Source organism: Rhodococcus sp. S3 (genome assembly GCF_058211795.1).
Genome location: NZ_CM177074.1, coordinates 2,035,950 through 2,062,239 on the forward strand (window position 1 = coordinate 2,035,950; position 26,290 = coordinate 2,062,239).

Genomic DNA, 26,290 nt, shown 5'->3' on the forward strand with positions numbered 1-26,290 from the left:
TCCGGAAGGCGGCCGGCCTAGGGTGCCGCGTTGCGGACGACCTGACAGGTCGCACCCACGCACACCGCGGCGACCAGCAGGGGAAGGACCACCAGGGTCGTCGTCGGCGACGTGTCGACGATCCACGACCACAGCGACGACCACGACCGGGTCCACGTGACGAGGATCGCGGCGAGACCGCCGATCACGACGACGGACGCGGCAGCCGTGAGCAGACCCGTTGCACGCCAACGGTGCTGGATCGCGCCGGTGAGCATCGACAACGCGACGATCAGGAGCATCGTGGCGAAGAAGCCAAGGAACTGCACCACGGAACTGTCGGTGACGAAACGCAGGATCCCGAACATCCGCATGTCCACACCCCAGCCCCCGGTCGCGGCCTCGAGCACCGAGAGGAGCTGGAAGGCGATCGCGAACACCGCCGACTGGGCCACCGCGATCGCGACCATCGACTGCATGTAGTGCGATCGCGTGGAACCGAGACGCAGTGCGAACGAGAACATCTGGGTCATCGCCAGGAGGTAGAAGGCGACGACGAAGCCGTAGACCGACAGCATGCTGCCGGTGACGTTGTACTCCGCACCCGTGTCGACGAGGGAGAAGATCACCCACGGGATGAGGGCCGAGGTGATCAGCAGTCCGACGGGCCACGCGACGAACAGCGGCCACGAGACGAGTTGCAGGCGGGCGACGGACAGGACACGCGCCGACCCGGTGGTGACCGGGGCGGGCAACGGGATCGCGGTGGTCACAGCGATGCCTCCTCGTTCGTGGTGGCGGTCTCGGGTGTCCGGTGGAGGTGGACCACGAGGTCCTGGAGCGAGATCGGTTGCACGTCCACACGTCCGGAGGCATGGGGGAGTTCGTCCGCGTCGTTGCGGAGGAAGGCCGTGCGGGCGACACCGCCGAGGCTCTCCGTGTGCAGGACGGTGCTGTCGCCGACGATCCGCGCCACCTCGTCCGCCGGGCCGGTCGCCTGTGCGGCGCGGGTGCGCAGCGTGTCGGTGTCCTCGTCGACGACGAGATGTCCGCGGTCGAGCACGAGGATGTGTTCGAGCAGGTCGGCGGCCTCGTCGATCAGGTGGGTCGACAACACGATCGTGCGCGGCCGCTCCGCGTAGTCGAGCAGAAGTTCGTCATAGAACATCTGCCGGGCCACGGCGTCGAGACCGAGATACGGTTCGTCGAAGATCGTCACCGGTGCGCGCGACGCGAGACCCACCACGATGCCCAGTGCGGAACTCATGCCGCGGGAGAGCTTCTTGACCTTGCGTCCGCAGGGCAGCGCGAACTTCTCGGCCAGCCGCTGCGCGTACTCCCGATCCCACAGCGGCAGAAGCAGTTCCGCCGAGGCGAGCACGTGCCCGACGCGCATGTCGTCGGGATAGCGCTGGGTGTCGGCGACGAAGCACAACTGCTGGAGCACCGCGGTGTTCTCGTACGGATCGGCGTCGAACACCTCGACGCTGCCGGTCGTGGGACGCATGTGGCCCGCGAGCAGCTGCATGAGGGTGGTCTTGCCGGCGCCGTTGCGGCCGAGCAGGCCGTAGATCGTGTTCCGGTGGAGTGTGAAGTCGGCGTCGGTGAGGGCGGCGACGTCCCCGAACCGCATGCCGAGGTGACGTGCGCGGACGACGGGCGGAGTGATGGTCATACGTGCTCCCGTGTGTCGAGCATGGACTTGAGCTCGTCGATGCCGATTCCGAGTTTCTCGGCCTCGAGGACGAGCGGGACGACGTACTGCTGGGCGAACCGATCCCGTCGGCGGGCGATCAGTTTGTCGCGGGCACCGGTGGTGACGAACATGCCGATTCCTCGTTTCTTGTAGAGGATCCCGTCGGCGACCAGGGCGTTGAGGCCTTTCGCGGCCGTGGCCGGGTTGATGCGGTGGAAGGCCGCGAGCTCGTTCGTCGAGGGAACCTGCGATTCCTCCGCGAGGCTGCCGTCGACGATCGAGTTCTCGATGAGCTCGGCGATCTGTTGGAAGAGGGGCTTGCCCTCGTCGTTCAGCACGACGCCCCGCGGCCCGCAGGCAGGTGCATCGGTTCATTACTCATGTAATGAACCATAGGACCTCGTCGTCGATACGGCAAGAGGCGGAGCACGGACCGCGGCCATGTAGCGTTTGCCCATGGAATCGAGGACGGTGACCACGCCCGGTGGGGACGTGCAGGTTCGGATCGGCGGCCCCGAAAGTCGTTACACGGTGCTGCTCTTCCCCGACGCGGGGGAGGACGCGGGTGTGTACGACGTCGTGTGCGAGCGGCTGCACACGTCCGACCTGCGGACGATCGTGGTCGAGAAGATCGACGGACTCGCGCCCGCCGACGTGTTCGCCCTACTGGACGCCCTCGCCCTGCCCTGGGTTCATCTGGCGGGCAGCGGCGCGGGAGCCGAGCTGGCATGGGCCGTCGCCGCAGGGCGCTTCGGACGGTTCGCGAGCCTGGTGGTCGCCGACCGCGGCCATCCCGCGGTCCCGGATCGTGACGGCACGGTGCGCGACGAGTCGGCGCCGCCCGCGGAGGTGCCCACCACGGTCGTCGTGGGCGATGCATCGCGCCGACCCGAAGCGGACGCGTCGATGCGCTACGTGACGGGGGAGTTCCGGGTGGTCGAACTCGCCGGTGTCGCCAACGTGCCCGCCGAGGCGCCCACCGACTTCGCGTCCGCGATCGCGCTGCGCACCGGAAGCTGGTGAGACGCGTGTGGCCTGCCGCCCGGACGGGCAGCAGGCCACACGGCATCGATGAGGTGCTCAGGGGCCCAACAGTTCGGAGACCCCGGCGAGTTCAGAGACCCAGCAAGGCGTTCTCGACGAGTTCGGGCAGCGCCGGGTGGATCCAGTACTGGCCCGTCGCCATCTCCCGCGCGGGCAGACCGAACGACATCGCCTGGATGAGCGGCTGGATGACCGTCGACGCCTGCGCCCCGATGATGTGGGCGCCGAGCAACAGACCCGTCGACCGGTCGGCGATCAGCTTGCAGAAGCCTTCGGTGTCCTCCATCGCCCAGCCGTAGGCGACGTTCCCGTAGTCCTGGATCTTGACGGAGATGTCGTATCCCGCCTGCCGGGCCTCGGCCTCGGTGAGACCGACCGACGCGATCTGCGGATCGGTGAACACCGCGGACGGGACGTAGCGGTGATCCGTCCGCTGCAGACCCGCGGTGCCGCCGCTCCACGCGTCGTGCAGCAGGTTGTGCTGGACGACCCGCGCCTCGTGGTTGGCGACGTGCTTGAGCTGGTAGGGCGACGACACGTCGCCGAGCGCGAACACGCCCGCAGCGGACGTGCGCTGGAACTCGTCGACCACGATCCGGCCCTTCGCATCGAGTTCGATGCCGGCCGCCGCTGCGTCGAGCAGGTCTCCGTTGGGCTGCCGGCCCGTCGCGACGAGCAGGGCGTCGCCGCTCACGACGGTGCCGTCGGCGAGTTCGACCTCCACTCCGTCACCGACCGGACGGAACGCCCGGGCCGGGTTGGCGAGGTGGACGTCCCACTTGGCCGCGGCGAGCGCCGTGAACCGCTCGGAGACGTCGGCGTCGAGGTGCCGCAGCAACCGGTCGGTCCGCGCGACCACCGACACCCGCGTGCCGAGCGCCGAGAAGACGTGGGCGAACTCCATCGCGATGAAGCCCGTCCCGAGGATCACGAGGGACTCGGGCAGTTTCGGCAGCCGCATGACGTCGTCACTCGTGTGATATCTCACACCGGAATCGAGGACGTCCTGCGGGATCGCAGGTCGCGAACCGGCCGCGACGACCACCTGATCCGCGGTGATCACCTCGCCGGTTCCGGTGTCGATGCGGCGTTCGCCGACGAACCGCGCGTGACCGTCGTAGACGGTGACGTTCGCGCAGTCCTCGCGGCGGTAGCGCTCACCGCCCGCAGCGATGGGATCGATGCGACCGAACACCCGGTCGACGATGTCGTTCCACCGCACCCCGTCGATCGACGCGTCGACACCGTACTTCGACGCGGTGCGGACCGTGTGGGCGACCTCTGCGGCGTAGACGTACATCTTCGTGGGGATGCAGCCCACGTTGAGGCAGGTGCCCCCGAAGGTGCCTTCTTCGAGGAGAGCGACGCGCTTTCCGTCGTACCGCTCGTCGAGGATCGAGTTCCCCGATCCTGTGCCGATGATCGCGAGGTCGTAGTGGGTCACGCGTGCTCTCCCATGGGTCGGTGCAGTACGGAAACGGTGGCGGAGCCGGCGGAGTCGTCGGTCTCGGTTCGGGAACCGGAGGTGTCCGCCTCGTCCGCTCCGTCCAACCATTCCAGCCACAGGTCCAATTCCCGGAAGGCCTCCGCCAGGGGACCGGGTGTGGACAGGAACACGTCGTGACGGGCACCGTCGATCGGCACGATCGTCGTGCGGTTGCCCAGGCAACCCGCCCATCGGGCTATCTGGCGGACATCGAGGACGGCGTCGAGGGTGTCGACGCTCGCGTCGTACCGCGGAGCGGAGCGCGACGCACCGGATCGCAGGATCAGCGACGGCACCCCGATGTCGAGCCCGCGGTGCAGGACGGCCTGGCCCCGCCGCACGGCACGCAACCAGCCGAACCGGACGGGGAAGCCGGCCAGGGGCTTCCAGTCGAGGTCGTAGCGCCAGCCGTCGGATTGCAGACTGCGTCCGTAGGCCTCGGTCTTCGGCAGCGGGATGAGCGCGCGGGGCCGCAGGCGGCCGACGACGTCGATGGCTGCCGTGCCGACATTGCGCAGGTAGGACGGCCCCTGCAGGTCGAACCACGGACTGTTCAGGACGAGACCCACGATGCCCGTCGCGGCCACACCCCCGGGACGGCGACGGAGCCGGTCGAGCCACAGCGGAAGGACCAGTCCGCCCGTCGAGTGGGCCGCCAGCAGCACACCGCCACCGACCTCCTCGCGGACCACGCGCAGCGCCTCGTCGAGCTCGGCGTCGTAGTGGGAGAGATCGGTGACGAAGTGAGGAGTGTGCCCGGGTGCCCGGGATCGGCCGCACTTGCGCAGGTCCAGCGCGAAGAAGCGGTAGCCGCGCGCCGCGAAGTGCTCGGCCAGGTGCTGCTGGAAGAAGTAGTCGGTGAAGCCGTGGACGTAGAGCACCGCACGGTCGGGGAGATCGGTGGTCGTCGGCTGGTAGCGCACGAGGGTCGCCGAGATCTCGCCTTCGCCGTCGGGGTCGGTGCCCAGCGGCAGTTCGAGCTGCTCGTAGCCGTCTCCGAGGACGTCAGGACGCCAAGTAGTCACTATCACACCCTAGGTGTGTTCGCCGACCAGCGCTCATGGGTACACAATGAGGTGAAATGAAACGCCGGACCACGCGCGGGTAACCTGTCGGTCGCATTCGCGCGCCGCGTTGACGGGACACCCACGCGAGACGGTACCTCCGTACTTCGGCGGCGCGTGCGAACCAGACAAGGAAGTCGATTTCCCAGTGTCAGAGAACGTAGTAGCGAAAACCGACGTCGTGCTCGTGGGCGCGGGCATCATGAGCGCAACCCTCGGTGCGTTGTTGCGTCAGGTGCAGCCCGACTGGTCGATCACCGCGTTCGAGCGCCTCGACGCAGCGGCCGCCGAGAGCAGCGACCCCTGGAACAACGCCGGTACGGGCCACTCCGCGCTGTGTGAGCTCAACTACACCCCCGGGAAGCCGGACGGTTCGGTCGACATCGCGAAGGCCGTCAACGTCAACGAGCAGTTCCAGGTCTCGCGTCAGTTCTGGGCGTACGCCGTCGACAACGGCATCCTGTCCGACCCGAAGAACTTCATCAACCCGGTCCCGCACGTCAGCTTCGTGCACGGCGCCGAGAACGTGAAGTACCTGCGCGCCCGCTACGACGCCCTCGCCGGCCACCCCCTCTTCGAGGGCATGGAGTACACCGAGAACCCCGAGGTCTTCTCCGAGCGCCTGCCGCTGATGGGCAAGGGCCGCGACTTCTCCGACCCGGTCGCCCTGAACTGGACGCAGACCGGCACCGACGTCGACTTCGGCGCCCTCACCAAGCAGCTCATCAACCACGTCGCGGCCTCCGGCGGCACCGTCTTCTTCGGCCACGAGGTCACCGACGTGTCCAAGCAGTCCGACGGCAGCTGGATCGTGAAGGTCCGCAACCGCCGCACCGGCGAGTCGCGCAAGGTCCAGGCGAAGTTCGTCTTCGTCGGCGCCGGCGGTGGCGCGCTGCACCTGCTGCAGAAGTCGGGCATCAAGGAGATCAAGGGCTTCGGCGGCTTCCCCGTCTCCGGTGCCTTCCTGCGCTGCACCAATCCCGAGGTCATCGCGCAGCACAGCGCCAAGGTCTACGGCAAGGCCGCAGTCGGTGCCCCTCCGATGTCGGTGCCGCACCTCGACACCCGCGTCATCGGTGGCAAGCAGGGCCTGCTCTTCGGTCCCTACGCCGGCTGGTCGCCCAAGTTCCTCAAGCAGGGCGGCATCATGGACCTGCCCAAGTCGGTCAAGCCCGGCAACCTGATGTCGATGCTCGGCGTCGGCGTCACCGAGCTCGGCCTGGTCAAGTACCTCGTCGGTGAGCTCATGCAGTCGCCCGCCGACCGCATCGGCACCCTCGCCGAGTTCGTGCCCGACGCGCGCCTCGAGGACTGGGAGCTCATCGTCGCCGGTCAGCGCGTGCAGGTCATCCGCCGCAAGGGTGCGGGCGGCGTCCTCGAGTTCGGTACCGCCGTGGTCAACGCGGGCGACGGATCGATCGCCGGTCTGCTCGGTGCGTCACCGGGTGCCTCGACGGCCGTTCCGGCCATGCTCGACGTCCTCGAGCGCTGCTTCCCGCAGCAGTGGGCGGGCTGGCAGTCCAAGCTCCGCGAGATGGTCCCGTCGCTCGGCGTGAAGCTGTCCGACAACCCCGACCTGTTCCGCCAGGTCTGGGACCACAGCACGAAATCGCTGCAGCTCGACGTCGTCTCCGACACCGTCGCCGAGGCGCCCGCAGAGGCCGCCGCGGTCTGATCCGATCACTGCACCTGTGGCCCGAGGCGATGCCCGGGCCACAGGTGTCCTGAAGGTGGGTCCGATCGGATTCGCCCCGACACGAGAGATGGGGAGATGCCCGTGTCCGCTGCCGCTGAGGACGAGACCAGTTACCTGGTCGGACTCGATCTTCGTGGACGCCGCGTCGTGATCGTCGGAGGAGGCAGCGTCGCGCAGCGGCGTCTCGGTCTGCTCGTCGCGTCCGGTGCCGATGTCCACGTCGTCGCCCGGGCCGCGACCCCCGTGGTCGAGAGCATGGCGACGAAGGGCCGCATCTCCCTCGACCTGCGCGACTACCGCGACGGCGACCTCGACGGTGCGTGGTACGCCATGGCCTGCACCGACGAACCCGAGACCAACGCCGCGGTCGTCGCCGAGGCCGAACGCAACAGGATCTTCTGCGTCCGCGCCGACAACGCCCGCCACGGCAGCGCCGTCACCCCCGCCACGGCCCGCTACGAGGGACTGACCGTCGGCGTGCTCGCCGGTGGCGACCACCGCCGGTCCGCCGCGGTGCGCACCTCGATCCGCGACGCCCTCGCCGGAGCAGCCGTCACCGAGTTCGCGGAGACCGCGCCGAAGCCGGTCGGTGTCGCCCTCGTCGGCGGAGGACCGGGCGATCCCGATCTGATCACCGTGCGCGGCCGCCGTCTCCTCGCCCGCGCCGACGTGGTCGTCGCAGACCATCTCGCCCCCCAGGAGCTGCTCGCGGAACTCGACTCGCACGTCGAGGTGATCGACGCGGCGAAGCTCCCGTACGGGCGGGCCATGGCCCAGCAGGTCATCAACGACACCCTCATCGACCGCGCGAAGGCCGGCAAGTTCGTCGTCCGGCTCAAGGGCGGCGACCCGTACGTCTTCGGACGCGGCTACGAGGAACTCGAAGCCTGCACTGCGGCCGGCATCCCGGTGACCGTCGTCCCCGGCATCACCAGCGCGATCTCCGTGCCGTCCGCGGCAGGCATCCCCGTCACCCATCGCGGCGTCACCCACGAGTTCGTCGTGGTCAGCGGACACGTCGCACCCGGGCACCCCGATTCGCTCACCGACTGGGACGCGCTCGCGAAGTTGCGGGGCACCCTGGTCCTGCTCATGGCTGTCGAACGCATCGACCGGTTCGCCGATGCCCTGATCGCCGGCGGACGTCCCGCAGACACCCCGGTGGTCGTCGTGCAGGAGGGAACACTGCGCAGTCAGCGCGTGGTGCGTGCCGATCTGTCGACCGTCGCGCACCGCGTCCGCGACGAGGGCGTGCGCCCGCCCGCGATCATCGTGATCGGGCCGGTGGCCGCATTCGGACTCGATCCGCGGACCGGCTCCGACTCGGACGGTGGGTAACATTGGAACACGTGTCAGCCACCTCGCATCCGTCGGCCACCCGCGCGGTCGCTCTGGCCATGCTGGTCCTCAGCGGTCTCCAGTTGATGGTCGTTCTCGACGGAACGGTCGCGAATCTCGCGCTCGCTCCGCTGCAGAGCGATCTGGGACTGTCGGATTCGGGTCGCAACTGGGTCCTCACCTCGTACGCCCTCGCGTTCGGCGGACTGATGCTCCTCGGCGGCCGCCTGGGCGACAGCTACGGGCGCAAACGCATGTTCATGGGCGGGGTCGGCCTGTTCACCCTGGCGTCCCTTCTGTGCGGGCTGGCGACCGGCGAAGCGACGCTCATCGGCGCCCGCGCCCTGCAGGGTGTCGGGGCCGCGGTCGCGTCCCCGACCGCTCTCGCGCTCGTTGCGACGACCTTCGCCGCAGGCCCGGCACGCAACCGCGCCATCGCGGTCTTCGCCGCCATGACCGGCGTCGGGTCCATCGCCGGACTCATCCTCGGTGGGGCCCTCACACAGGTGTCGTGGCGCTGGATCTTCCTCATCAACGTCCCCATCGGTGTGCTCATCGTCGTGCTCGCCGCGATCGCGCTGCGTGAGACCGCGTCCGAACGCCTCGCGCTCGACGTTCCCGGCGCGATCCTCGCGACGCTCGGCTGCACCGGTCTGGTCTTCGGTCTCACCGAGGGCCCCGAACTCGGCTGGTCGAGCCTTCCGGTGATCGGTGCTGTCGCCGCGGGCTTCGTGCTGCTGGGACTGTTCCTGCTCGCCGAGCGGCGGGCCGAGAACCCGCTGCTGCCGTTCGTGCTGTTCCGGAACAAGGACCGCGTCGCGACCTTCGTGGCGATCTTCTTCGCGGGTGCGGTGATGTTCAGCCTCGCGGCCTTCGTCGCCCTGTTCGTACAGGACATTCTCGGCTACAGCCCACTCTCCGCGGGCCTGGCGTTCGTGCCGTTCGCCTTCGGTCTCGGAGGCGCCGCCGCGGTGTCGTCGAAGATGGTCGCGCGGATCGAACCCCGCTGGCTGGTGGTCACCGGCTCGGTGATCATGACGGTGAGCCTGCTCTACGGATCGACGATGGACGGCAGCGTCCGCTACTTCCCGACCCTGTTCGTGCTGGTGCTCGTCGTCGGTTTCGGCGTCGGACTGGCCGTCGTCCCGCTGCCGCTGTGCGCGATCTCCGGGGTGGGTCCGCACGAGATCGGACCGCTCTCGGCGATCGCGCAGGTCGCAACGACCCTCGGAGGTCCGATCGGCCTCGGTGTGATCGGTGCGATGGCCACCTCGCGGACGATGTCGCTCGGCGGTGTCTCGGGGGCCGTCGCCGGCATGACCGACGCCCAGCTCGTCGCGCAGGGCGAGGGTTACATGTTCGCGCTCGTCGGCTGCGCCGTCTGCGCGGTGATCGCCGGTATCGCGGCTCTGTTCATCCGCTTCACCCCCGAAGAGGTCGCCCAGGCGCAGGAAGCCGAGAAGGCCGCGCAGACGTCCTGATCCCGGGACCGTCGGCGCGGCGGATGAGTTTGCTCACGCCTGCCACGCGCGAACGCCGGGTACCCGACGCCCATGCAGGTCGGTGTTCTCGAACGGGGCAGATTCGTCGGATCGTGGATCGTCCGGGCCGTACGCGAGGCCGGACACGAGCGGTACGTCGCCCTCGAGGCGTTCCGGTCCACGCTCGCCGCGGTCGTCGCGTGGCTGGTCGTGACCGAGGTCTTCCACTTCCAGCAGGCATTCCTCGCGCCCTACGTCGCGGTCTTCCTCGTCGAGGCGACGCTCGTGCGCTCGCTCCAGCAGGCGGTGGTGCAGGTCGGGGCGGTGGTTGCGGGTCTGCTGGTCGCGGTAGTGGTGACGCGGCTCGTGGAGTCGACGACCGCTGCGATCGGCATCGCCGTGGCGATCGGCTACTTCGCGGGTCGCTGGCGACGGTTCGGGGCCAGTGGCATCTGGGTGGCGATCACCGCGCTGCTGGTGATCGCGACGGGCGCCTCGGACAGCCCGATCCTGCTCGGTGAACGACTCGCGGAGACGGCGATCGGCGCGGCGATCGGCGTGGCCGTGACGGCGCTGGTCTTCCCGCCGGTGTACTCGGCGGGCAAGGAGGCCCGCGAACTCACCGGTGAGCTGCGCGACCTGCTGCGGGACATGGCGTCCGGATGCCGTGAGGGATCGTCGGGGGTGCGGGACTGGGTGCAGCGCGCGCGGGGCATCGACAGCCTCGTGCAACGCGCCTTCGAGGAATCACGGTGGGCGCACGAGAGTGCCCGGATGAACCCACGCGCCGCCGCTGCACGGGCCGGGGAATGGGCACGTCGCTGGGACCGGACCCTCGACGACCTCTCGTCGGTGTCCAGCGCTGTCGAGGAACTCGCGCACGCTCTGGACCCCGTACTCGGCGACGACGTCGCCGAAGCCGACCGTCGCCGCCTGCGGACGGGGATCGCAGCGATGCTCGACGCACTCGCCGAGATGGTCGACGCCGTGGGGGCGGGCCGCGAGGTCGACCCCGACGGGGCGTGCCGCAGCAACCTCATCGAGCTCGAGCGGTTCGCCACCGGATCGGACGACCTGGTCCTGACCGCGCGACTCGGCGCCGTCCTGCACACGGCCCGCCGGATCGTCGCGGCGATGGGACTCGAGGTCAGGTGAGCACGACCAGCTCGGTCGGCGATTCCACCTCGACCCTCAGTCCCGCCTTCGACGCCACGCGGGCGAGTGCTCGGATGTCGCTCGGCTCCGCGCGGGTGAGGACCAGCGCGCGGGCCAACAGGCCCTTGTGGTGCTTGTTGAAGTGACTGACGACCTTGCGGGTGCCGTCGGGCTGCTCGGTGAGCACGGTGGCGGTCACTGCGCCCGGCACGGGACCGAGCTGCTGGTAGACACCGGAGCGGAGATCGACCACGAGGTCGCCGTCGGCCTCGGCCACCAGCGCGTCGGTGAGTTCGTTCCGCCACACCGACTTCGACGTGCCGAAGCCGGGCAGTTTCGACCCTCCGGAGAGGCGGTAGGCGGGGATCGGATCCGCGGCGCGGACCGCGCCGAACAGCGCCGATCCGATGCCGAGGCGCCGGTACGCCTTGTCGCGCTGCGCCTTCGTGAACGCTCCCGCGTCGAGCGCGTCGTAGAGCACCCCGGTGTACCGCTCGAGTGCCGGGCGGGTGGGGGAGACCCACAGCTTCGCGTTGCGTTCGATCTCGTCGGCGCCCTTCGCGCCCAGCCCGAGTGCGCGGCTCGACTCCTCGGGGTCGGCGGCGAGGTCGACGAGGGCCTGCACGAGCATCTCCCGCGTCTCCGTCAACTGCGGCATCGACAGGTCGGCGAGATCGAGCGGTCCGCCGTCGCCGCCGTCGGACTTGGTTTCGGAAGGGGGGAGAAGCACCAGCACAACCGGTAACCGTACCGACGTCGCGGAAGGTGGCCACGGTAGGCTGCACGGTCGTGATCACCCGCATGTCGCACCTGTTCCTCCGCACCCTCCGAGACGACCCGGCCGACGCCGAGGTCGCGAGCCACAAGCTGCTGGTCCGAGCCGGATACGTGCGACGAATCGCGCCAGGTGTGTACTCGTGGCTGCCTCTGGGGCTGCGGGTGCTGCGGCAGATCGAGCGGGTGGTGCGCGAGGAGATGAACTCCATCGGAGCGCAGGAGATCGCTCTGCCCGCGCTGCTGCCGCGCGAACCCTACGAGGCCACCAACCGGTGGACGGAATACGGCGACAGCCTGTTCCGGCTGAAGGACCGCAAGGGCGGCGACTACCTCCTCGGACCCACCCACGAGGAGCTCTTCGCGCTCACCGTCAAGGGCGAGTACAACTCCTACAAGGACTTCCCGGTCACGCTCTACCAGATCCAGACGAAGTACCGCGACGAGGAGCGCCCCCGCGCCGGCATCCTCCGCGGTCGCGAGTTCGTCATGAAGGACTCCTACAGCTTCGACCTCACCGACGAGGGCCTGGCCGACTCGTACAAGGCTCACCGCGACGCCTACGAGCGCATCTTCGCGCGTCTCGGCGTGAAGTACGTGATCGTCTCGGCCACCTCCGGTGCGATGGGTGGCAGCGCCTCCGAGGAGTTCCTGGCCGACTCGCCTGCGGGTGAGGACACCTACGTGCGGTGCCTCCAATCCGGCTACGCGGCGAACGTCGAAGCGGTGAAGACGCTCGCGCCGGAACCGCTGCCGATCGACGGACAGCCCGAGGCGGTCGTGCACGATACCCCCGGCACCCCGACGATCGCCTCGCTCGTCGCCGCGGCGTCGGAGGTCCTCGGCCGGGAGGTCACCGCGGCCGAGACGCTCAAGAACGTCATGGTCAAGGTCCGGCAGCCCGGTGGCGAGTGGGAGCTGCTCGGCATCGGCATCCCCGGCGACCGCGAGGTCGACGACAAGCGCCTCGAGGCCTCGCTCGAACCCGCCGAGGTCGAGTTGCTCACCGACGCCGACTTCGAGGCCAATCCCTTCCTCGTCAAGGGCTACATCGGCCCGAAGGCGCTGCTCGCCAACGGTGTCCGCTACCTCGTCGACCCCCGCGTGGTCGACGGCACCAGCTGGATCACCGGCGCCGACGAGCAGGGCAAGCACGTCTTCGGGTTGGTCGCCGGTCGCGACTTCACCCCGGACGGCACGATCGAGGCCGCCGAGGTCCGCGACGGCGATCCGTCGCCCGACGGAGCCGGCCCGCTCCTCTCCGCCCGCGGCATCGAGATCGGCCACGTCTTCCAGCTAGGCCGCAAGTACACCGATGCCTTCGCGGTGGACGTCCTCGGCGAGAACGGCAAGCCCGTCCGCCCCACGATGGGCTCCTACGGCGTCGGCGTGTCACGCCTCGTCGCGGTGGTCGCCGAACAGCAGCACGACGAGAAGGGCCTGCGCTGGCCGTCGGAGATCGCACCGTTCGATGTGCACCTGGTCATCGCCAACAAGGACGAGCAGGCCCGCGAAGGCGCCGAGAACCTCGCCGAGGAACTCTCGAACGCCGGCCTCGAGGTGCTCCTCGACGACCGCAAGGCGTCGCCCGGCGTGAAGTTCAAGGACTCGGAGCTGCTCGGCATGCCGCTCGTCGTCGTGGTCGGCCGCGGCTTCGCCGACGGCAAGGTCGAGGTCCGCGACCGTTTCTCCGGCGAGGCCGACGAACTGCCGATCGGTGAGGTCGTCCAGCGCATCGTCAACCGCTGACGCTCTTATTCGCCGATACAGGCGGAACCCGGTGTCCCTGCGACCTGCCGTCGCGGGGGCACCGGCGTATGTGGCAGAAGTCGCCGTGGTGCGCTGCGCGCCGAACCACAATGAGGTACATGGCCGACAACTGGAGTGCGACCGACAACTACCTCACCGACGTGCTGATCGGCGACGATCCTGCGCTGAGCTCAGCGCTCGAGGCGAACGCCGCAGCGGAACTGCCGCCCATCGACGTGTCCGCGCCGCAGGGCAAGTTCCTGCACCTGCTCGCACGGATCCGGGGTGCCCGCCGGGTCCTGGAGATCGGCACCCTCGGCGGATACTCGACCATCTGGCTTGCCCGGGCCGTCGGGGAGTCCGGCCGGGTGGTCACCCTCGAATACGAGCGCAAGCACGCCGAGGTGGCCCGCGCCAATCTCGACCGCGCCGGCGTCGGTGACCGTGTGGACATCCGGGTCGGCCCCGCCCTGGACTCGCTGCCGGGCCTGGTCGACGAGGATCCCTTCGACCTGGTGTTCATCGACGCCGACAAGGAGAACAACAGCAACTACGTGCGCGCGGCCCTCGGGTTGTCACGCCCCGGCACCGTCATCGTCGTCGACAACGTGGTGCGGGCAGGGGCGATCGTCGACCCGGACAGCGACGACGAACGGGTGCGCGCGTCGCGCGACGTGCTCGAACTGCTCGCCCGTGAGCCGCGTCTCGACGCGACGGCGCTGCAGACCGTGGGGACGAAGGGCTGGGACGGCTTCGCGCTGGCGGTCGTGACCGGGTGACCCGTGCTTCGGGGCCGACCGGATCAGGGTTGACCGGGGAAGGCCACCGACGGCACGACCCCGCGGCTCTGCCGCCACCGTGCCGCCCGCAGCGCCGCCTCGGTGAGTGCACCCACGGCCGTGGCCCGGGTGGCCTCGCTGCGTGCCCGCTCGACGACCGAGCGCCACGCGACCGCCGTGTCGCTCTCGATCTGCTCGGCGAGCTGCGCGGCGGACGCGGCGTCGACCACCGGGAACGGGACGGTGTAACCGGGTGCCGCGACCGGCGGCTCGACGCTGGCGGCACGAAGAGCCTCGACCGTCGCATCACGTCGTGCGCGGTGCGCGGCGGTGTCCTCAGCCACGGCGTCCGCGCGGGCGGGATCCGCGAAGGCCGCGATCACGCCGTATCCGTAGACCGCCGCGTGTTCGGCCTCGAGCGCGTCGACGAGGGCCTGCTGTTCGGAACCGAGTTCGGGTGAGCTCACGGCAACATCACCGCCGTCTGCACAGCACAGGAGGCACTGATCGAAGCGAGCAGGCCCGCGCGGTAACCCGAGAGTGTGCGGGCGAGGTCGGCGGCTTCGCGCTGCGACCGGTTCAACCGCTCACGGAGCTCCTCGACGGTCGGCAGCTCCCCGGCGGGGGTGGTGACGGTGGTCGACGGGGGAGTGAAACTCGTGGTGGCGCCCTCCATCCGGGCGATCTCGGCCTCGAGCGCGTCGGCGTGGGAGGTCCGTTCGGCCGCGATCGTGGTGAGCGCCGCGGACAGCTCCGGCGCCCGCGCGACCAGCACGGTCGCGATCGCGGCGTCGGTGCGGGCGCGGGTCGCCTGGCCCGCCAGCGGATCGGGTTCGGCGGCATCCTCGTCGGAGGCGCCGCACGCGGTGATCGTCGTTATTCCGAACCCGCCGACGGCGACCGACGACCATCGAAGGAGGGTTCGTCGGGAGAGGGTGGGACGGTCGAGTGACATCGGCACCGGACCATCCTGCCAGTCTCCTCGCCCGGTGAAGGACGCCGCCCTGGTCACGGCAGCACGAAACGCGGGTTAGGCTTGATGTCTGCCGGTACGCATCCGTTCCGGCCCGCTGTCCGCTGCGACCACAACTGAACGAGGAGCCTGCCCGCCATGCCTGTGCCGCCCCCGGAGAGGATCGTCGAGCTCGTCTCCGATCTGCTCGCCAGAGAGGGATACGACCTCGAGGACGTGGTGGTCACGGCCGCCGGAAAGCACAGTACGGTGCGCCTCCTCGTCGACAGCGACGCAGGTCTCGGTCTCGACGAGGCGGCCCGCCTGAGCAGGATCGTCTCCGAGGCCTTCGACGGCGTCTCGGACTTCGGCGAGTCGCCCTACGTCCTGGAGGTCACCAGCCCCGGGATCGGCCGGCCCCTGACCGATCCCCGCCACTGGCGGCGCGCCCAGGGTCGCAAGGCGAAGGTGGAACTGGCCGACGAGACCCTCGTCGCACGCATCGGCGAGCTCGTCGGCGACGAGATCAGGCTCGTCCTGCCCGATCGGTCCGGGCCGGTCGTGCGTTCGGTCCCGCTCTCGGAGGTGCGCAGAGCGGTGGTGGAGGTGGAGTTCTCCCCGCCGCCGCCGCGGGAACTCGAGCTCGCGGGCGGGGTTCCGGACGGCCGGGTCGCGGCCGGGGAGCTGGTCGAAGGACCCGAGGACGAGACCGGCAGCGACGACCACGACGAGACGAACGAAACGAAGGTGGACAAGTGAATATCGAGATCGCCGCCCTGCGTATGCTCGAGGCGGAGAAGAACATCCCGTTCGACGAGCTGATCGCGACGCTCGAGACGGCCCTGCTCACGGCGTACCGGCACGTCGACGGACACCAGCCGCACGCGCGGGTCGTGGTCGACACGAAGACCGGCGCCATCCAGGTCCTCGCCGAGGAGCGCGACGCCGACGGCAACCTGATCGCCGAGTGGGACGACACTCCCGAGGACTTCGGCCGGATCGCGGCGACCACCGCGCGCCAGGTCATCATGCAGCGCATCCGCGACGCCGAGCACGAGCAGCGCTTCGGTGAGTTCGCGACCCACGAGGGCGAGATCGTCAGCGGCGTCGTGCAGCGCGACTCGCGTGCCAACGCCCGCGGCATGGTCGTCGTGAAGATCGGTGGCGAGACCAACAACGCCGAGGGACTGATCCCGCCGGCAGAGCAGGTGCCGGGGGAGACCTACGAGCACGGCGACCGCATCAAGTGCTACGTCGTAGGCGTCTCCCGCGGACAGCGCGGCCCGCAGATCACCCTGTCGCGGACGCACCCCAACCTCGTACGCAAGCTGTTCGCCCTCGAGGTCCCCGAGATCGCCGACGAATCGGTGGAGATCGTCGCCGTCGCCCGTGAGGCCGGCCACCGCTCGAAGATCGCCGTGCACTCGACCGTCCCGGGCCTCAACGCCAAGGGTGCGTGCATCGGCCCGATGGGGCAGCGCGTGCGCAACGTCATGCGTGAGCTCGGCGAGGAGAAGATCGACATCATCGACTACGACGAGGATCCCGCCAAGTTCGTGGGCAACGCACTCTCGCCGTCGAAGGTGGTTTCGGTCACGGTCGTCGACCCCGACGCGCGTGCCGCCCGGGTGGTCGTGCCCGACTTCCAGTTGTCCCTCGCGATCGGCAAGGAAGGGCAGAACGCCCGGCTCGCGGCCCGGCTGACGGGCTGGCGGATCGACATCCGCAGCGACGCGGCACCGGCGGGGAACGACGATTCGCGCGGCGGCTCGACAGGCTCGTAGGAGTGGGATGCGGGATTCCGGGCAAATCAGCGGTACAGTGGTCGATGGTTCAGCATGACCTGCCCTCGACCGGCGGGGAACGCGCCACTACGGTGCGGACCTGTGTCGGATGTCGGCAGCGAACGCTGGCTGCCGAACTGCTCCGGGTGGTGGCGCGCGAGAAGGAACCGTCAGGTTTCGCCGTGATTCCCGATCCCCGACGCAGGCTTCCCGGGCGAGGTGCTTGGTTGCATCCCACTCCGGAATGTCTGGGCCTGGCGGTTCGGCGTCGAGCATTCGGCAGGGCACTGCGTGTGACCGGACAACCGGACACCGCAGCGCTGGATCAGCTGGTCGGGTCCACGGAACAGTGATCACGGACGCATCGAAACGGCTTCGGCCGGGTAGACGGACGTGGGAACGACGACGAGGAACACCAACAGTGACATCGCACTCTGAGAAGAACAGGCACGAACACTCATGAGCACACCGTGAAGCACCAGCGATGAACGTCCATCGGAGATAACCCGAGGTCGTGCGGGCAGTCGGCCGCTCGACCTCATCAGTGAGGAGAGCAGTGGCAGGCAAGGCCCGCGTGCACGAGTTGGCGAAAGAACTCGGTGTCACCAGCAAGGAACTACTCGCACGCCTGAAGGAACAGGGCGAGTTCGTCAAGTCCGCGTCGTCGACGGTCGAACCGCCGGTCGCGCGTCGACTCCGCGAATCGTTCGGTAAGTCCGAAGGCGATGCAGCCGCGAAGGCTGCACCCACCCCCGCACCGAAGCCCGGTGCCCCCCGGCCGGGTCCCCGGCCCACCCCTGCGAGCCCGGCCCCCGCGGCCGAGACCGCACGTCCGAAGCCGGGCGCACCGAAGCCGGCCGCTCCCAAGCCGGCTCCGGCACCGGAGAAGCCCGCGGCTCCCACGCCGCAGGCCCCTGCCGCCCAGGCTGCACCGCAGTCCCCGGCTGCTCAGGCTCCCGGCGCCACACCGCAGGCCCCCGCGGCCAAGCCCGGCCCCAAACCGGCCGGTCCGCGTCCGGGTCCGAAGACCCCGCGCGTCGGTAACAACCCGTACTCCTCGGCTCCGGCCGAGCGTCCCGCTCCGCGTCCGGGTGCTCCGCGCCCCGGCCCGGGCGGACCGCGTCCGACTCCCGGACAGGGCGGACCCCGCCCCACGCCCGGACAGGGACGTCCCGCAGCAGGCCCCGGTGGCCCGCGTCCCGGACCCGGCCAGGCCGGTCCGCGTCCGGCTCCCGGTCAGGGCGGTCCCCGCCCGGCGCCCGGTCAGGGCGGACCCCGTCCGTCCCCGGGTTCGATGCCCCCGCGTCCCAATCCGGGTGCGATGCCGCAGCGTGCTGCGCGTCCGGCCGCGTCCGGTCGTCCGGGTCGTCCGGGTGGAGCTCCCGGTGGACGTCCCGGCGGTGGCGGCGGCTACCGCGGTGGCGGCGGTGGCGGCGCACCCGCAGGTGCAGGCGCTCCCGGTGGTTTCCGCGGTCGCCCCGGTGGCGGCGGCGGTGGACGCGGTCGCGGCGGTGCAGCCGGCGCGTTCGGTCGTCCCGGTGGCGCTCCGCGCCGTGGTCGCAAGTCGAAGCGGCAGAAGCGGCAGGAATACGATTCGATGCAGGCGCCGTCGGTCGGCGGCGTGCGGTTGCCGCGTGGCAACGGCGAGACCATCCGTCTCGCTCGCGGCGCATCGCTGTCCGACTTCGCCGAGAAGATCGACGCGAACCCGTCGGCCCTGGTGCAGGCGCTGTTCAACCTCGGTGAGATGGTCACGGCCACTCAGTCCGTGAACGACGACATCCTCGAGCTGCTCGGCTCGGAGATGAACTACGTCGTGCAGGTCGTCTCGCCCGAGGACGAGGACCGCGAGCTGCTCGAGTCGTTCGACATCCAGTACGGCGAGGACGAGGGTGGCGAGGAAGACCTCCGCCAGCGTCCGCCGGTGGTCACCGTCATGGGTCACGTCGACCACGGCAAGACCCGCCTGCTCGACACGATCCGCAAGGCGAACGTCGGCGAGGGCGAGGCCGGTGGCATCACCCAGCACATCGGTGCCTACCAGGTGATGACGCACCTCAATGGTGAAGATCGCCTGATCACCTTCATCGACACCCCGGGTCACGAGGCGTTCACCGCCATGCGTGCCCGCGGTGCGAAGTCGACGGACATCGCGATCCTCGTGGTCGCCGCCGACGACGGCGTCATGCCGCAGACGGTGGAGGCGATCAACCACGCGCAGGCCGCCGATGTCCCGATCGTGGTCGCGGTGAACAAGATCGACAAGGAGGGTGCGAACCCTCAGAAGATCCGTCAGCAGCTCACCGAGTACGGGCTGGTCGCGGAGGAGTACGGCGGCGACACCATGTTCGTCGACATCTCCGCGAAGCAGAACCTGCACATCGAGCAGCTGCTCGAAGCGGTGCTGCTCACCGCCGACGCGGCGCTCGATCTGCGGGCCAACCCGGACATGGAGGCGCAGGGCGTCGCCATCGAGGCGCACCTCGACCGCGGTCGCGGTCCGGTGGCCACGGTGCTCATCCAGCGCGGCACCCTGCGGGTCGGCGACTCGATCGTCGCCGGCGACGCCTACGGCCGCGTGCGGCGCATGGTCGACGAGCACGGTGAGGACGTGCTCGAGGCACTGCCGTCGCGTCCGGTCCAGGTCGTCGGCTTCACGTCGGTGCCCGGCGCCGGCGACAACCTGGTCGTCGTCGAAGAGGACCGCATCGCGCGTCAGATCGCCGACCGGCGTAATGCCCGCAAGCGCAACGCGCTCGCAGCACGCAGCCGCAAGCGCATCAGCCTCGAGGACCTCGATGCCGCTCTCAAGGAGCACAACGAGCTCAACCTCATCCTCAAGGGCGACAACTCGGGTACCGTCGAGGCCCTCGAAGAGGCGCTCATGGGTATCGAGATCGACGACGAGGTGCGTCTGCGCGTCATCGACCGCGGTGTCGGTGGTGTCACCGAGACCAACGTCAACCTCGCTGCCGCGTCGAACGCCGTGATCATCGGCTTCAACGTCCGCGCCGAGGGCAAGGCCACGGAGCTCGCGAACCGCGAGGGCGTCGACATCCGCTACTACTCGGTCATCTACCAGGCGATCGACGAGGTGGAGAAGGCCCTCAAGGGCATGCTCAAGCCGATCTACGAGGAGGTCGAGCTCGGCCGCGCCGAGATCCGTGCGATCTTCAAGTCGTCGAAGGTCGGCAACATCGCGGGTTGCCTCGTGCAGTCCGGCATCGTCAAGCGCAACGCGAAGGCCCGCCTCATCCGCGACAGCAACGTCGTGGCCGAGACGGTCACCATCTCGTCGCTGCGCCGCGAGAAGGACGACGTCACCGAGGTCCGCGAGGGCTTCGAGTGCGGTATGACGATCACCTACTCCGACATCAAGGTCGGCGACGTGATCGAGGCGTACGAGTTGCGCGAGAAGCCGCGCGACTGATCCACCCGCACCCGTGGCGGTGAACGATTCGTCGTTCGCCGCCACGGGTGTGTCGGGACGCCCGACCGGGCCGGTGCAGAGCCGACCGGACGGTCCTCGAGGGGAGAAGCGGATGTATCTGGGAGCGCTCGAACTCGACCTGCTGCTCGGCGACGTGCATTCGCTCAAACAGAAGAGATCGGCGATCCGTCCGGTGATCGCGGAACTGCGCCGGTTCGGGGTGTCCGCCGCCGAAACCGGGGAACACGATCTGTACCGCCGGGCGCAGGTGGGTGTGGCGGTCGTCGCCCCCGACCTCGCGCACGTCGGAGAGATACTGGACAAGTGTGAGCGGCTGGTCGCCCAGCGGCCCGAACTCGACCTGCTGTCGGTCAGACGCAGGCTGTACGGGCCCGAGGACTGATCCCGGCCGCACGACGGGCCGCCTGCCGGCGGCCACAGAAGGGAACGAACGACATGGCCGATCCAGCACGGGCCCGCCGACTCGCGAAGCGCATCGCCACCATCGTGGCCACCGCCATCGACCTCGAGATCAAGGATCCGCGGCTCGAGTTCGTGACGATCACCGACGCGAAGGTCACCGCGGATCTGCACGACGCCACCGTCTACTACACGGTCCGCGGCGCGGATCTGAACACCGAACCCGATCACGAAGCAGCTGCTGCCGGCCTCGAGAAGGCCAAGGGCGTGCTCCGCTCGAAGGTCGGCGCCGGCACCGGTGTGCGGTTCACCCCGACGCTGACGTTCGTCACCGACACCGTGCCCGACACGGCACGGCACATGGAGGAACTCCTCGCACGCGCTCGCGCGGCCGACGACGAGGTCGCACGCGCCCGTGAGGGTGCCGTTCCGGCCGGCGACGCCGATCCCTACAAGGAACCCCGTGAACGCGACGCCGGTGACGACGACGAATAACGCACCGGTGCCCGACCCGACTCCTCCGGTGATCCCGTCGCACCGGGACGATGCCGCTCTCCCGTCTGCCCCGGCAGGATCCGTCGACCTGCCTGGTGCCGCCGCACTGCTGGATGCGGCGGCCACCGTGACGGTGCTGTGCCACATCAATCCCGACGCCGACACCCTCGGCAGCGGGCTGGCCCTCGGGCTCGCGCTCGAGCGGCGCGGTGTCGCCGTGCAGGTGGCGTTCGGTTCGCCGGCGAACATGCCGGACTCGATGCGGTCGCTGCCGGGCGCACACCTGGTCACGCCGGTCTCGGAGGTGCGCCGCGAGGCCGATCTCGTGGTGACCGTCGACTGCGGTACCGCGGGCCGTCTCGGTGTCCTGCGCGACCGTTTGAAGACCGCCCCGAACGTCCTGGTGATCGATCACCACCTGTCCAACACGCGGTTCGGCACCCACAACCTCATCGACCCGGAGTCCGAGGCCACCGCGATGGTGCTCGCCGACCTCTTCGACGTGTGGGGTGTCGAGATCGATGCCGCACTCGCGCACTGCCTGTACGCGGGACTGGTGACCGACACCGGATCGTTCCGGTGGGGTCGCCCGCAGGCCCACGGACTCGCCGAGCGTCTGCTCGCCACCGGGATCGACGGCACGTCGATCACGCGTGCCCTGCTCGACACCCATCCCTTCGGGTGGCTGCCGATGCTGTCGTCGGTGCTTGCCACTGCCACGCTCGAACGCGACGCCGCGCAGGGCAGGGGACTGGTCTACGCCTTCGTCCGGCGCGCCGACTCCGCACATCTCGGTCCGGAGGAGGTCGAGAGCGTCATCGACATCGTGCGCACCACCGCGGAGGCCGAGGTCGCCGCAGTGTTCAAGGAGGTCGCTCCCGAGGAGTGGACCGTCTCCCTGCGCGCCAAGAGCTCGGTGGACGTGTCCGCCGTCGCCACCGCACTCGGCGGCGGAGGACACCGCCTGGCGGCGGGGTACACCGCCCACGGCGACACCGATCGGATCGTCGCCGCCCTGCGCGGCGTGCTCGGTTGACGGCGTCCGGCGAGTCGCCCGCCTCGGATATCTCCGGACGGCGCATTCTCGGACTCGCCCTTCCCGCGCTCGGGGTGCTCGCGGCCGAACCGCTCTACCTGCTGTTCGACATCGCCGTCGTCGGCCGGCTCGGGGCGCTGCCCCTGGCCGGTCTCGCGATCGGCGGATTGATCCTCGCTCAGGTGAGCACCCAGCTCACCTTCCTGTCGTACGGCACCACCTCGCGTGCGGCGCGTTTCCACGGCGCGGACCGGCACGACGACGCGGTCGGCGAAGGCGTGCAGGCGACGTGGCTCGCGATGATCGTCGGACTGGCCATCCTGATCGTCGGGCAGGCGCTGGCCGGCCCCGTCGCGCGGCTGCTCGCCGGTGATGCCGAGATCGCCGACGCCGCCGTCTCCTGGCTGCGTGTCGCGCTGTTCGGGGCACCCCTCATCCTCGTCGGCCTGGCAGGGAACGGCTGGATGCGCGGCGTGCAGGACACGATCCGGCCGCTGCGTTTCGTCATCACCGGTCTCGCCCTGTCGGCGGTGCTGTGCCCGGTACTGGTCCACGGTCTGCTGGGTGCTCCCCGGTGGGAGCTCGTCGGTTCCGCCGTCGCCAACGTGATCGGGCAGTCCGTGACGGCCGTCCTGTTCGTCGTGGCGCTGTTGCGGTCCGGGGTTCCGCTGCGACCGCGACCCGCCGTGATCGGCGCGCAGTTGCGGCTCGGCCGCGACCTGATCGCCCGCAGCCTCGCGTTCCAGGCCTGCTTCCTGTCCGCGGCGGCGGTGGCGTCGCGCTTCGGTGCGGCCGCGGTGGCCGGTCATCAGGTCGTGCTGCAACTGTGGAACTTCGTGACCCTGACCCTGGACTCGCTGGCGATCGCCGCGCAGGCCCTCGTCGGAGCAGCACTCGGTGCGGCCGATCGGCGGGGCGCGACGCGCCTGGCGTGGCGGTTGTCGGCCTGGTCGGCGGTCTTCGCGGTCGTCCTCGCGGTGGTCTTCGTGGTCGGCAAGGACGTGATCCCGGGTCTGTTCACCACCGACACCGAGGTGCTCGACCAGATCGGCGTCGCGTGGTGGTTCTTCGTCGCGATCATGCCGCTCGCGGGAATCGTGTTCGCACTCGACGGTGTTCTCCTCGGTGCCGGGGACGCCGCCTTCCTGCGCACCGCGACGCTGGCCTCGGCGTTGTTCGGCTTCCTGCCGTTGATCTGGTTGTCGCTCGCGTACGACTGGGGTCTGGCGGGTATCTGGACGGGGCTTACGGTGTTCATCGTGTTCCGGATGATCGCCGTCGTATGGCGCACGCTCTCGGGACGATGGGCGGTGACGGGCGCGGACCGGCAGGTGCGTGTCCAGGACGAGTCGGGAGGTTAGTGCGTGGCAGCGAAGCTGTGGGCGATCAGCGACATCCATGTGGGCCATCGGGGCAACCGGCCGGTCACCGAGGATCTGTATCCCGAGTCGCCCGACGACTGGTTGATCGTCGCGGGCGACGTGTCGGAGAAGACCGACGACATCCGGTGGGCGCTGTCGCTGCTCCGCAGCCGGTTCGCGAAGGTGATCTGGGTGCCCGGCAACCACGAACTGTGGACGACCGCCAAGGATCCGGTGCAGATGTTCGGGGTCGCGCGCTACGACTACCTCGTCACGATGTGCCACGAACTCGACGTGCTCACCCCCGAGGATCCCTATCCGGTCTGGGAGGGCGAGGACGGGCCCGTGGTGCTCGTGCCGATGTTCCTGCTCTACGACTACTCGTTCCTGCCGGAGGGCACCACGACGAAGGCGGACGGTCTCGCTCTCGCGCGCGAACGCAACGTCGTCGCGACCGACGAGTTCCTGCTGAAGCCGGATCCGTACATCACGCGCGACACCTGGTGCCGGGTGCGTGTGGAGCAGACCCGCGCCCGTCTCGACGCGCTCGACCCCGCCCTGCCCACCGTGCTGATCAACCACTTCCCGCTGGTGCGCGAACCCACGCGGATGCTGTTCTACCCCGAGTTCGCGCTGTGGTGCGGTACCACCGAGACGGCCGACTGGCATCTGCGCTACCGGGCGCTGTGCAGCGTCTACGGCCACCTGCACATCCCGCGGACCACCTACTACGACGGGGTGCGCTTCGAGGAGGTCTCGGTCGGCTACCCGCGCGAATGGCAGCGACGCGGCATGCCGGAGCAGCCCCTGCGGCAGATCCTGCCGGTCCCGGAGTATCCGCCGGGCAGCCTGAACAAGTGGGGCGGTCATTTCACCGTGACCCCCGAGATGGAAGCGGAGGCCGAGAAGATGCGGGCTCAACGAGAGAAGGAGTTGCGGTGACCGAACCGGACACCGGCCAGAAGACGGACACGCGCGGCGCGCTGATCGGGCGCATCGTGCCGGACGGCGTCGCTGCAGCCGAGTTGTTCGAGGACCCACCGGGACTGCGGCCGCATCCCCTGGAGGAGCCGCTCGTGGCGCGGGCCGTGGAGAAGCGGCGCCGCGAGTTCGCCGGTGCCCGTCACTGCGCCCGACAGGCCATGCGCACCCTCGGCGTCGACCCGGCGCCGGTACTGCGCGGGGAGAAGGGCGATCCGATCTGGCCGCGCGGCGTCGTCGGCAGCCTCACCCACTGCGACGGTTATCGCGGTGCCGTGCTGGGCTATTCGCTGCAGATCCGTTCGCTCGGCATCGACGCCGAGCCGCACGACGTGCTCCCCGACGGGGTGCTGCCCGCGGTGAGCCTCGAACCCGAACGCGAGTGGCTCGCCTCGGCCGGCGACGACCTGCACTGGGACCGTCTGCTGTTCTGCGCCAAGGAGGCCACCTACAAGGCGTGGTTCCCGCTGACGAAGCGGTGGCTGGGCTTCGAGGACGCCCACATCACGTTCGAACGCGACACCACCGCGGACGCGGTCACCGGCACCTTCCACTCGCGACTGCTCGTCCCCGGCGACACCCTCGACGGGCAACCGCTGACGGGCTTCGACGGACGGTGGCTCATCGCCGACGGTCTCGTCCTCACCGCGATCACGGTGCGTTGATGAACGACACCGTCCCCTCGCAGGAACATCCGGCCCTCGCCCGCGCAGGCCTGCTCGTCGTCGACAAGCCCGCCGGCATGACGAGCCACGACGTGGTGGCGCGCTGCCGCCGACTGCTCGGCACCCGCAAGGTCGGGCACGCGGGCACCCTCGACCCCATGGCGACGGGCGTGCTCGTCCTCGGCGTCGAGCGCGCCACGAAGCTGCTCGGGCTGCTCGCGCTGACGACCAAGTCGTACACCGCGACGATCCGTCTCGGGCAGAGCACCGTCACGGACGATGCGGAAGGCGAGACCGTCGCGACCACCGATGCGACGCACGTGACCGACGAGCAGATCGGCGAGGGCGTGGCGGCGCTGACCGGCGACATCCAGCAGGTGCCCGCCAGCGTCAGCGCCATCAAGATCGACGGCAAGCGCGCCTACGCCCGGATGCGTGAAGGGGAGGCGGTCGAGCTGAAGGCCCGGCCCGTCACCGTCTCGCGGTTCGACGTCCTCGTCCGGCGCGATGTGCCCGAGAGCGGCTTCGTGGACCTCGACGTCGACGTGGACTGCTCGTCCGGCACCTACATCCGGGCGCTCGCACGCGATCTCGGCGCGGCCCTCGGAGTGGGCGGCCATCTGACGGCGCTGCGTCGCACGAAGGTCGGCCCGTTCGGACTCGAACACGCCCGCACGCTCGAACAGCTCGCCGACGACCCGACGCCGAGCCTCGACATCGACGCGGCGGTGCGCACGGCCTTCGAGTGCCGGACCATCAGCGACGAGGAGGCGGGGCTGCTCGCGAACGGCCGCTGGCTCGAGCCCGTCGGGATCCGCGGGGTCTACGGCGCCGTGGATGCGCAGGGCCGGGCCGCGGCGCTGCTGCAGGAGAAGGGCAAGCGGGCCGCGGCGGTGTTCGTGGTGCGGCCCTCCAACATGTGAGC

26 protein-coding genes are annotated in these 26,290 nt (G+C 69.7%); 18 read left to right on the plus strand and 8 right to left on the minus strand.

The features are described 5' to 3' along the window. Window positions 1-17: 17 nt before the first annotated feature. Genes AC0LPE_RS09475 through AC0LPE_RS09485 form a run of 3 tightly spaced genes read right to left on the minus strand, consistent with a single transcriptional unit; the run spans window position 18 to window position 2,010 of the window. The gene (locus AC0LPE_RS09475) at window positions 18-752 is read right to left on the minus strand and encodes a hypothetical protein (RefSeq protein WP_430715521.1); all 735 of its coding nucleotides are present in this window, start codon (window positions 750-752) and stop codon (window positions 18-20) included. Continuing rightward, on the minus strand, window positions 749-1,654 hold the full coding sequence (locus tag AC0LPE_RS09480) for an ABC transporter ATP-binding protein (protein WP_490606086.1): 906 nt from the start codon (window positions 1,652-1,654) through the stop codon (window positions 749-751). The genes AC0LPE_RS09475 and AC0LPE_RS09480 overlap by 4 nt, the downstream gene beginning before the upstream one ends. Next, window positions 1,651-2,010, minus strand: coding sequence for a GntR family transcriptional regulator (locus AC0LPE_RS09485; RefSeq protein ID WP_026060947.1), 360 nt, complete (start codon window positions 2,008-2,010; stop codon window positions 1,651-1,653). Before AC0LPE_RS09485 ends, AC0LPE_RS09480 begins: the two co-directional genes overlap by 4 nt. Window positions 2,011-2,131: 121 nt before the next feature. Between AC0LPE_RS09485 and AC0LPE_RS09490 the strand changes: the two genes are divergently transcribed. Further along, entirely contained in the window at window positions 2,132-2,698 is a 567-nt protein-coding gene (locus AC0LPE_RS09490) for an alpha/beta fold hydrolase (RefSeq protein WP_037189752.1), read from the plus strand. Between the two features lie 91 nt (window positions 2,699-2,789). On the opposite strand, the gene mtr is transcribed toward AC0LPE_RS09490, so the two are convergent. Both mtr and AC0LPE_RS09500 read right to left on the minus strand, forming a co-directional pair. After that, window positions 2,790-4,163 (minus strand): mycothione reductase, encoded by a 1,374-nt coding sequence (gene mtr / locus AC0LPE_RS09495; RefSeq protein WP_016691211.1) that lies wholly within the window; start codon window positions 4,161-4,163, stop codon window positions 2,790-2,792. Beyond that, a complete protein-coding gene (locus AC0LPE_RS09500; protein ID WP_016691210.1) occupies window positions 4,160-5,230 on the minus strand; it encodes an alpha/beta hydrolase in 1,071 nt (356 codons plus the stop codon). The genes mtr and AC0LPE_RS09500 overlap by 4 nt, the downstream gene beginning before the upstream one ends. Window positions 5,231-5,417: 187 nt before the next feature. Between AC0LPE_RS09500 and mqo the strand changes: the two genes are divergently transcribed. The 4 genes from mqo to AC0LPE_RS09520 all read left to right on the plus strand — a co-directional run bounded on the left by mqo (window position 5,418) and on the right by AC0LPE_RS09520 (window position 10,939). Beyond that, window positions 5,418-6,944, plus strand: a complete 1,527-nt coding sequence (gene mqo, locus AC0LPE_RS09505; RefSeq protein WP_490606087.1) for a malate dehydrogenase (quinone) — start codon at window positions 5,418-5,420, stop codon at window positions 6,942-6,944. Between the two features lie 96 nt (window positions 6,945-7,040). Continuing rightward, window positions 7,041-8,303, plus strand: coding sequence for a uroporphyrinogen-III C-methyltransferase (gene cobA, locus AC0LPE_RS09510; protein ID WP_490606088.1), 1,263 nt, complete (start codon window positions 7,041-7,043; stop codon window positions 8,301-8,303). Between the two features lie 59 nt (window positions 8,304-8,362). Further along, on the plus strand, window positions 8,363-9,784 hold the full coding sequence (locus AC0LPE_RS09515) for an MFS transporter (protein WP_232238113.1): 1,422 nt from the start codon (window positions 8,363-8,365) through the stop codon (window positions 9,782-9,784). 72 nt (window positions 9,785-9,856) lie between these two features. Continuing rightward, a complete protein-coding gene (locus tag AC0LPE_RS09520; RefSeq protein ID WP_490606089.1) occupies window positions 9,857-10,939 on the plus strand; it encodes an FUSC family protein in 1,083 nt (360 codons plus the stop codon). On the opposite strand, the gene yaaA is transcribed toward AC0LPE_RS09520, so the two are convergent. After that, window positions 10,932-11,675 carry a peroxide stress protein YaaA gene (gene yaaA, locus AC0LPE_RS09525; RefSeq protein ID WP_145691793.1) on the minus strand — a complete coding sequence of 248 codons (744 nt, stop codon included), beginning with the start codon at window positions 11,673-11,675 and terminating at the stop codon, window positions 10,932-10,934. The genes AC0LPE_RS09520 and yaaA overlap by 8 nt on opposite strands. A gap of 53 nt (window positions 11,676-11,728) precedes the next feature. Here yaaA and AC0LPE_RS09530 point away from each other — a divergent pair, with 53 nt between their 5' ends. Both AC0LPE_RS09530 and AC0LPE_RS09535 read left to right on the plus strand, forming a co-directional pair. Further along, window positions 11,729-13,462, plus strand: a complete 1,734-nt coding sequence (locus AC0LPE_RS09530; RefSeq protein ID WP_024100656.1) for a proline--tRNA ligase — start codon at window positions 11,729-11,731, stop codon at window positions 13,460-13,462. Between the two features lie 119 nt (window positions 13,463-13,581). After that, on the plus strand, window positions 13,582-14,241 hold the full coding sequence (locus AC0LPE_RS09535) for an O-methyltransferase (RefSeq protein WP_490606090.1): 660 nt from the start codon (window positions 13,582-13,584) through the stop codon (window positions 14,239-14,241). A 23-nt stretch (window positions 14,242-14,264) separates the two neighbouring features. On the opposite strand, the gene AC0LPE_RS09540 is transcribed toward AC0LPE_RS09535, so the two are convergent. Then, window positions 14,265-14,708: a ferritin-like domain-containing protein gene (locus tag AC0LPE_RS09540; protein WP_016691202.1), complete on the minus strand. Its 444-nt coding sequence runs from the start codon at window positions 14,706-14,708 to the stop codon at window positions 14,265-14,267. Then, complete coding sequence (locus tag AC0LPE_RS09545; RefSeq protein ID WP_186455159.1) at window positions 14,705-15,196, minus strand: hypothetical protein; 492 nt, start codon at window positions 15,194-15,196, stop codon at window positions 14,705-14,707. Before AC0LPE_RS09545 ends, AC0LPE_RS09540 begins: the two co-directional genes overlap by 4 nt. Window positions 15,197-15,352: 156 nt before the next feature. On the opposite strand from AC0LPE_RS09545, the gene rimP reads away from it, so the two are divergent. From rimP to truB, 11 genes are all read left to right on the plus strand, one after another. After that, entirely contained in the window at window positions 15,353-15,952 is a 600-nt protein-coding gene (gene rimP, locus AC0LPE_RS09550; RefSeq protein ID WP_186455145.1) for a ribosome maturation factor RimP, read from the plus strand. Next, the gene (nusA, locus tag AC0LPE_RS09555; RefSeq protein WP_145691791.1) at window positions 15,949-16,977 is read left to right on the plus strand and encodes a transcription termination factor NusA; all 1,029 of its coding nucleotides are present in this window, start codon (window positions 15,949-15,951) and stop codon (window positions 16,975-16,977) included. Before rimP ends, nusA begins: the two co-directional genes overlap by 4 nt. A 44-nt stretch (window positions 16,978-17,021) precedes the next feature. Beyond that, window positions 17,022-17,330: a YlxR family protein gene (locus tag AC0LPE_RS09560; protein WP_145691790.1), complete on the plus strand. Its 309-nt coding sequence runs from the start codon at window positions 17,022-17,024 to the stop codon at window positions 17,328-17,330. 203 nt (window positions 17,331-17,533) lie between these two features. Next, on the plus strand, window positions 17,534-20,407 hold the full coding sequence (gene infB, locus AC0LPE_RS09565; protein ID WP_145691789.1) for a translation initiation factor IF-2: 2,874 nt from the start codon (window positions 17,534-17,536) through the stop codon (window positions 20,405-20,407). Window positions 20,408-20,519: 112 nt separating this feature from the next. Next, window positions 20,520-20,810, plus strand: coding sequence for a DUF503 domain-containing protein (locus AC0LPE_RS09570; RefSeq protein ID WP_026061433.1), 291 nt, complete (start codon window positions 20,520-20,522; stop codon window positions 20,808-20,810). Window positions 20,811-20,863: 53 nt separating this feature from the next. Beyond that, on the plus strand, window positions 20,864-21,322 hold the full coding sequence (rbfA, locus tag AC0LPE_RS09575) for a 30S ribosome-binding factor RbfA (protein ID WP_016693580.1): 459 nt from the start codon (window positions 20,864-20,866) through the stop codon (window positions 21,320-21,322). A 28-nt stretch (window positions 21,323-21,350) separates the two neighbouring features. Next, window positions 21,351-22,358: a DHH family phosphoesterase gene (locus tag AC0LPE_RS09580; protein WP_016693579.1), complete on the plus strand. Its 1,008-nt coding sequence runs from the start codon at window positions 21,351-21,353 to the stop codon at window positions 22,356-22,358. Then, window positions 22,355-23,719, plus strand: a complete 1,365-nt coding sequence (locus AC0LPE_RS09585; RefSeq protein ID WP_145691788.1) for an MATE family efflux transporter — start codon at window positions 22,355-22,357, stop codon at window positions 23,717-23,719. Before AC0LPE_RS09580 ends, AC0LPE_RS09585 begins: the two co-directional genes overlap by 4 nt. Window positions 23,720-23,722: 3 nt before the next feature. Continuing rightward, on the plus strand, window positions 23,723-24,661 hold the full coding sequence (locus tag AC0LPE_RS09590; protein WP_490606091.1) for a metallophosphoesterase family protein: 939 nt from the start codon (window positions 23,723-23,725) through the stop codon (window positions 24,659-24,661). 41 nt (window positions 24,662-24,702) lie between these two features. Further along, window positions 24,703-25,365 carry a 4'-phosphopantetheinyl transferase Npt gene (gene npt, locus AC0LPE_RS09595; protein WP_490606335.1) on the plus strand — a complete coding sequence of 221 codons (663 nt, stop codon included), beginning with the start codon at window positions 24,703-24,705 and terminating at the stop codon, window positions 25,363-25,365. Then, on the plus strand, window positions 25,365-26,288 hold the full coding sequence (gene truB / locus AC0LPE_RS09600) for a tRNA pseudouridine(55) synthase TruB (protein WP_145691786.1): 924 nt from the start codon (window positions 25,365-25,367) through the stop codon (window positions 26,286-26,288). The genes npt and truB overlap by 1 nt, the downstream gene beginning before the upstream one ends. Window positions 26,289-26,290 lie beyond the last annotated feature (2 nt).

What these genes read in the sequence shown, in the direction of transcription:
- AC0LPE_RS09480 (WP_490606086.1), bottom strand. Translation starts at nt 1,654, where the DNA reads ATGACCATCACTCCGCCCGTCGTCCGCGCACGTCACCTCGGCATGCGG.
- AC0LPE_RS09490 (WP_037189752.1), top strand. Translation starts at nt 2,132, where the DNA reads ATGGAATCGAGGACGGTGACCACGCCCGGTGGGGACGTGCAGGTTCGG.
- cobA (WP_490606088.1), top strand. Translation starts at nt 7,041, where the DNA reads ATGCCCGTGTCCGCTGCCGCTGAGGACGAGACCAGTTACCTGGTCGGA.
- AC0LPE_RS09515 (WP_232238113.1), top strand. Translation starts at nt 8,363, where the DNA reads ATGCTGGTCCTCAGCGGTCTCCAGTTGATGGTCGTTCTCGACGGAACG.
- AC0LPE_RS09520 (WP_490606089.1), top strand. Translation starts at nt 9,857, where the DNA reads ATGCAGGTCGGTGTTCTCGAACGGGGCAGATTCGTCGGATCGTGGATC.
- AC0LPE_RS09535 (WP_490606090.1), top strand. Translation starts at nt 13,582, where the DNA reads ATGGCCGACAACTGGAGTGCGACCGACAACTACCTCACCGACGTGCTG.
- AC0LPE_RS09545 (WP_186455159.1), bottom strand. Translation starts at nt 15,196, where the DNA reads ATGTCACTCGACCGTCCCACCCTCTCCCGACGAACCCTCCTTCGATGG.
- rimP (WP_186455145.1), top strand. Translation starts at nt 15,353, where the DNA reads ATGCCTGTGCCGCCCCCGGAGAGGATCGTCGAGCTCGTCTCCGATCTG.
- AC0LPE_RS09560 (WP_145691790.1), top strand. Translation starts at nt 17,022, where the DNA reads ATGGTTCAGCATGACCTGCCCTCGACCGGCGGGGAACGCGCCACTACG.
- AC0LPE_RS09570 (WP_026061433.1), top strand. Translation starts at nt 20,520, where the DNA reads ATGTATCTGGGAGCGCTCGAACTCGACCTGCTGCTCGGCGACGTGCAT.
- rbfA (WP_016693580.1), top strand. Translation starts at nt 20,864, where the DNA reads ATGGCCGATCCAGCACGGGCCCGCCGACTCGCGAAGCGCATCGCCACC.
- truB (WP_145691786.1), top strand. Translation starts at nt 25,365, where the DNA reads ATGAACGACACCGTCCCCTCGCAGGAACATCCGGCCCTCGCCCGCGCA.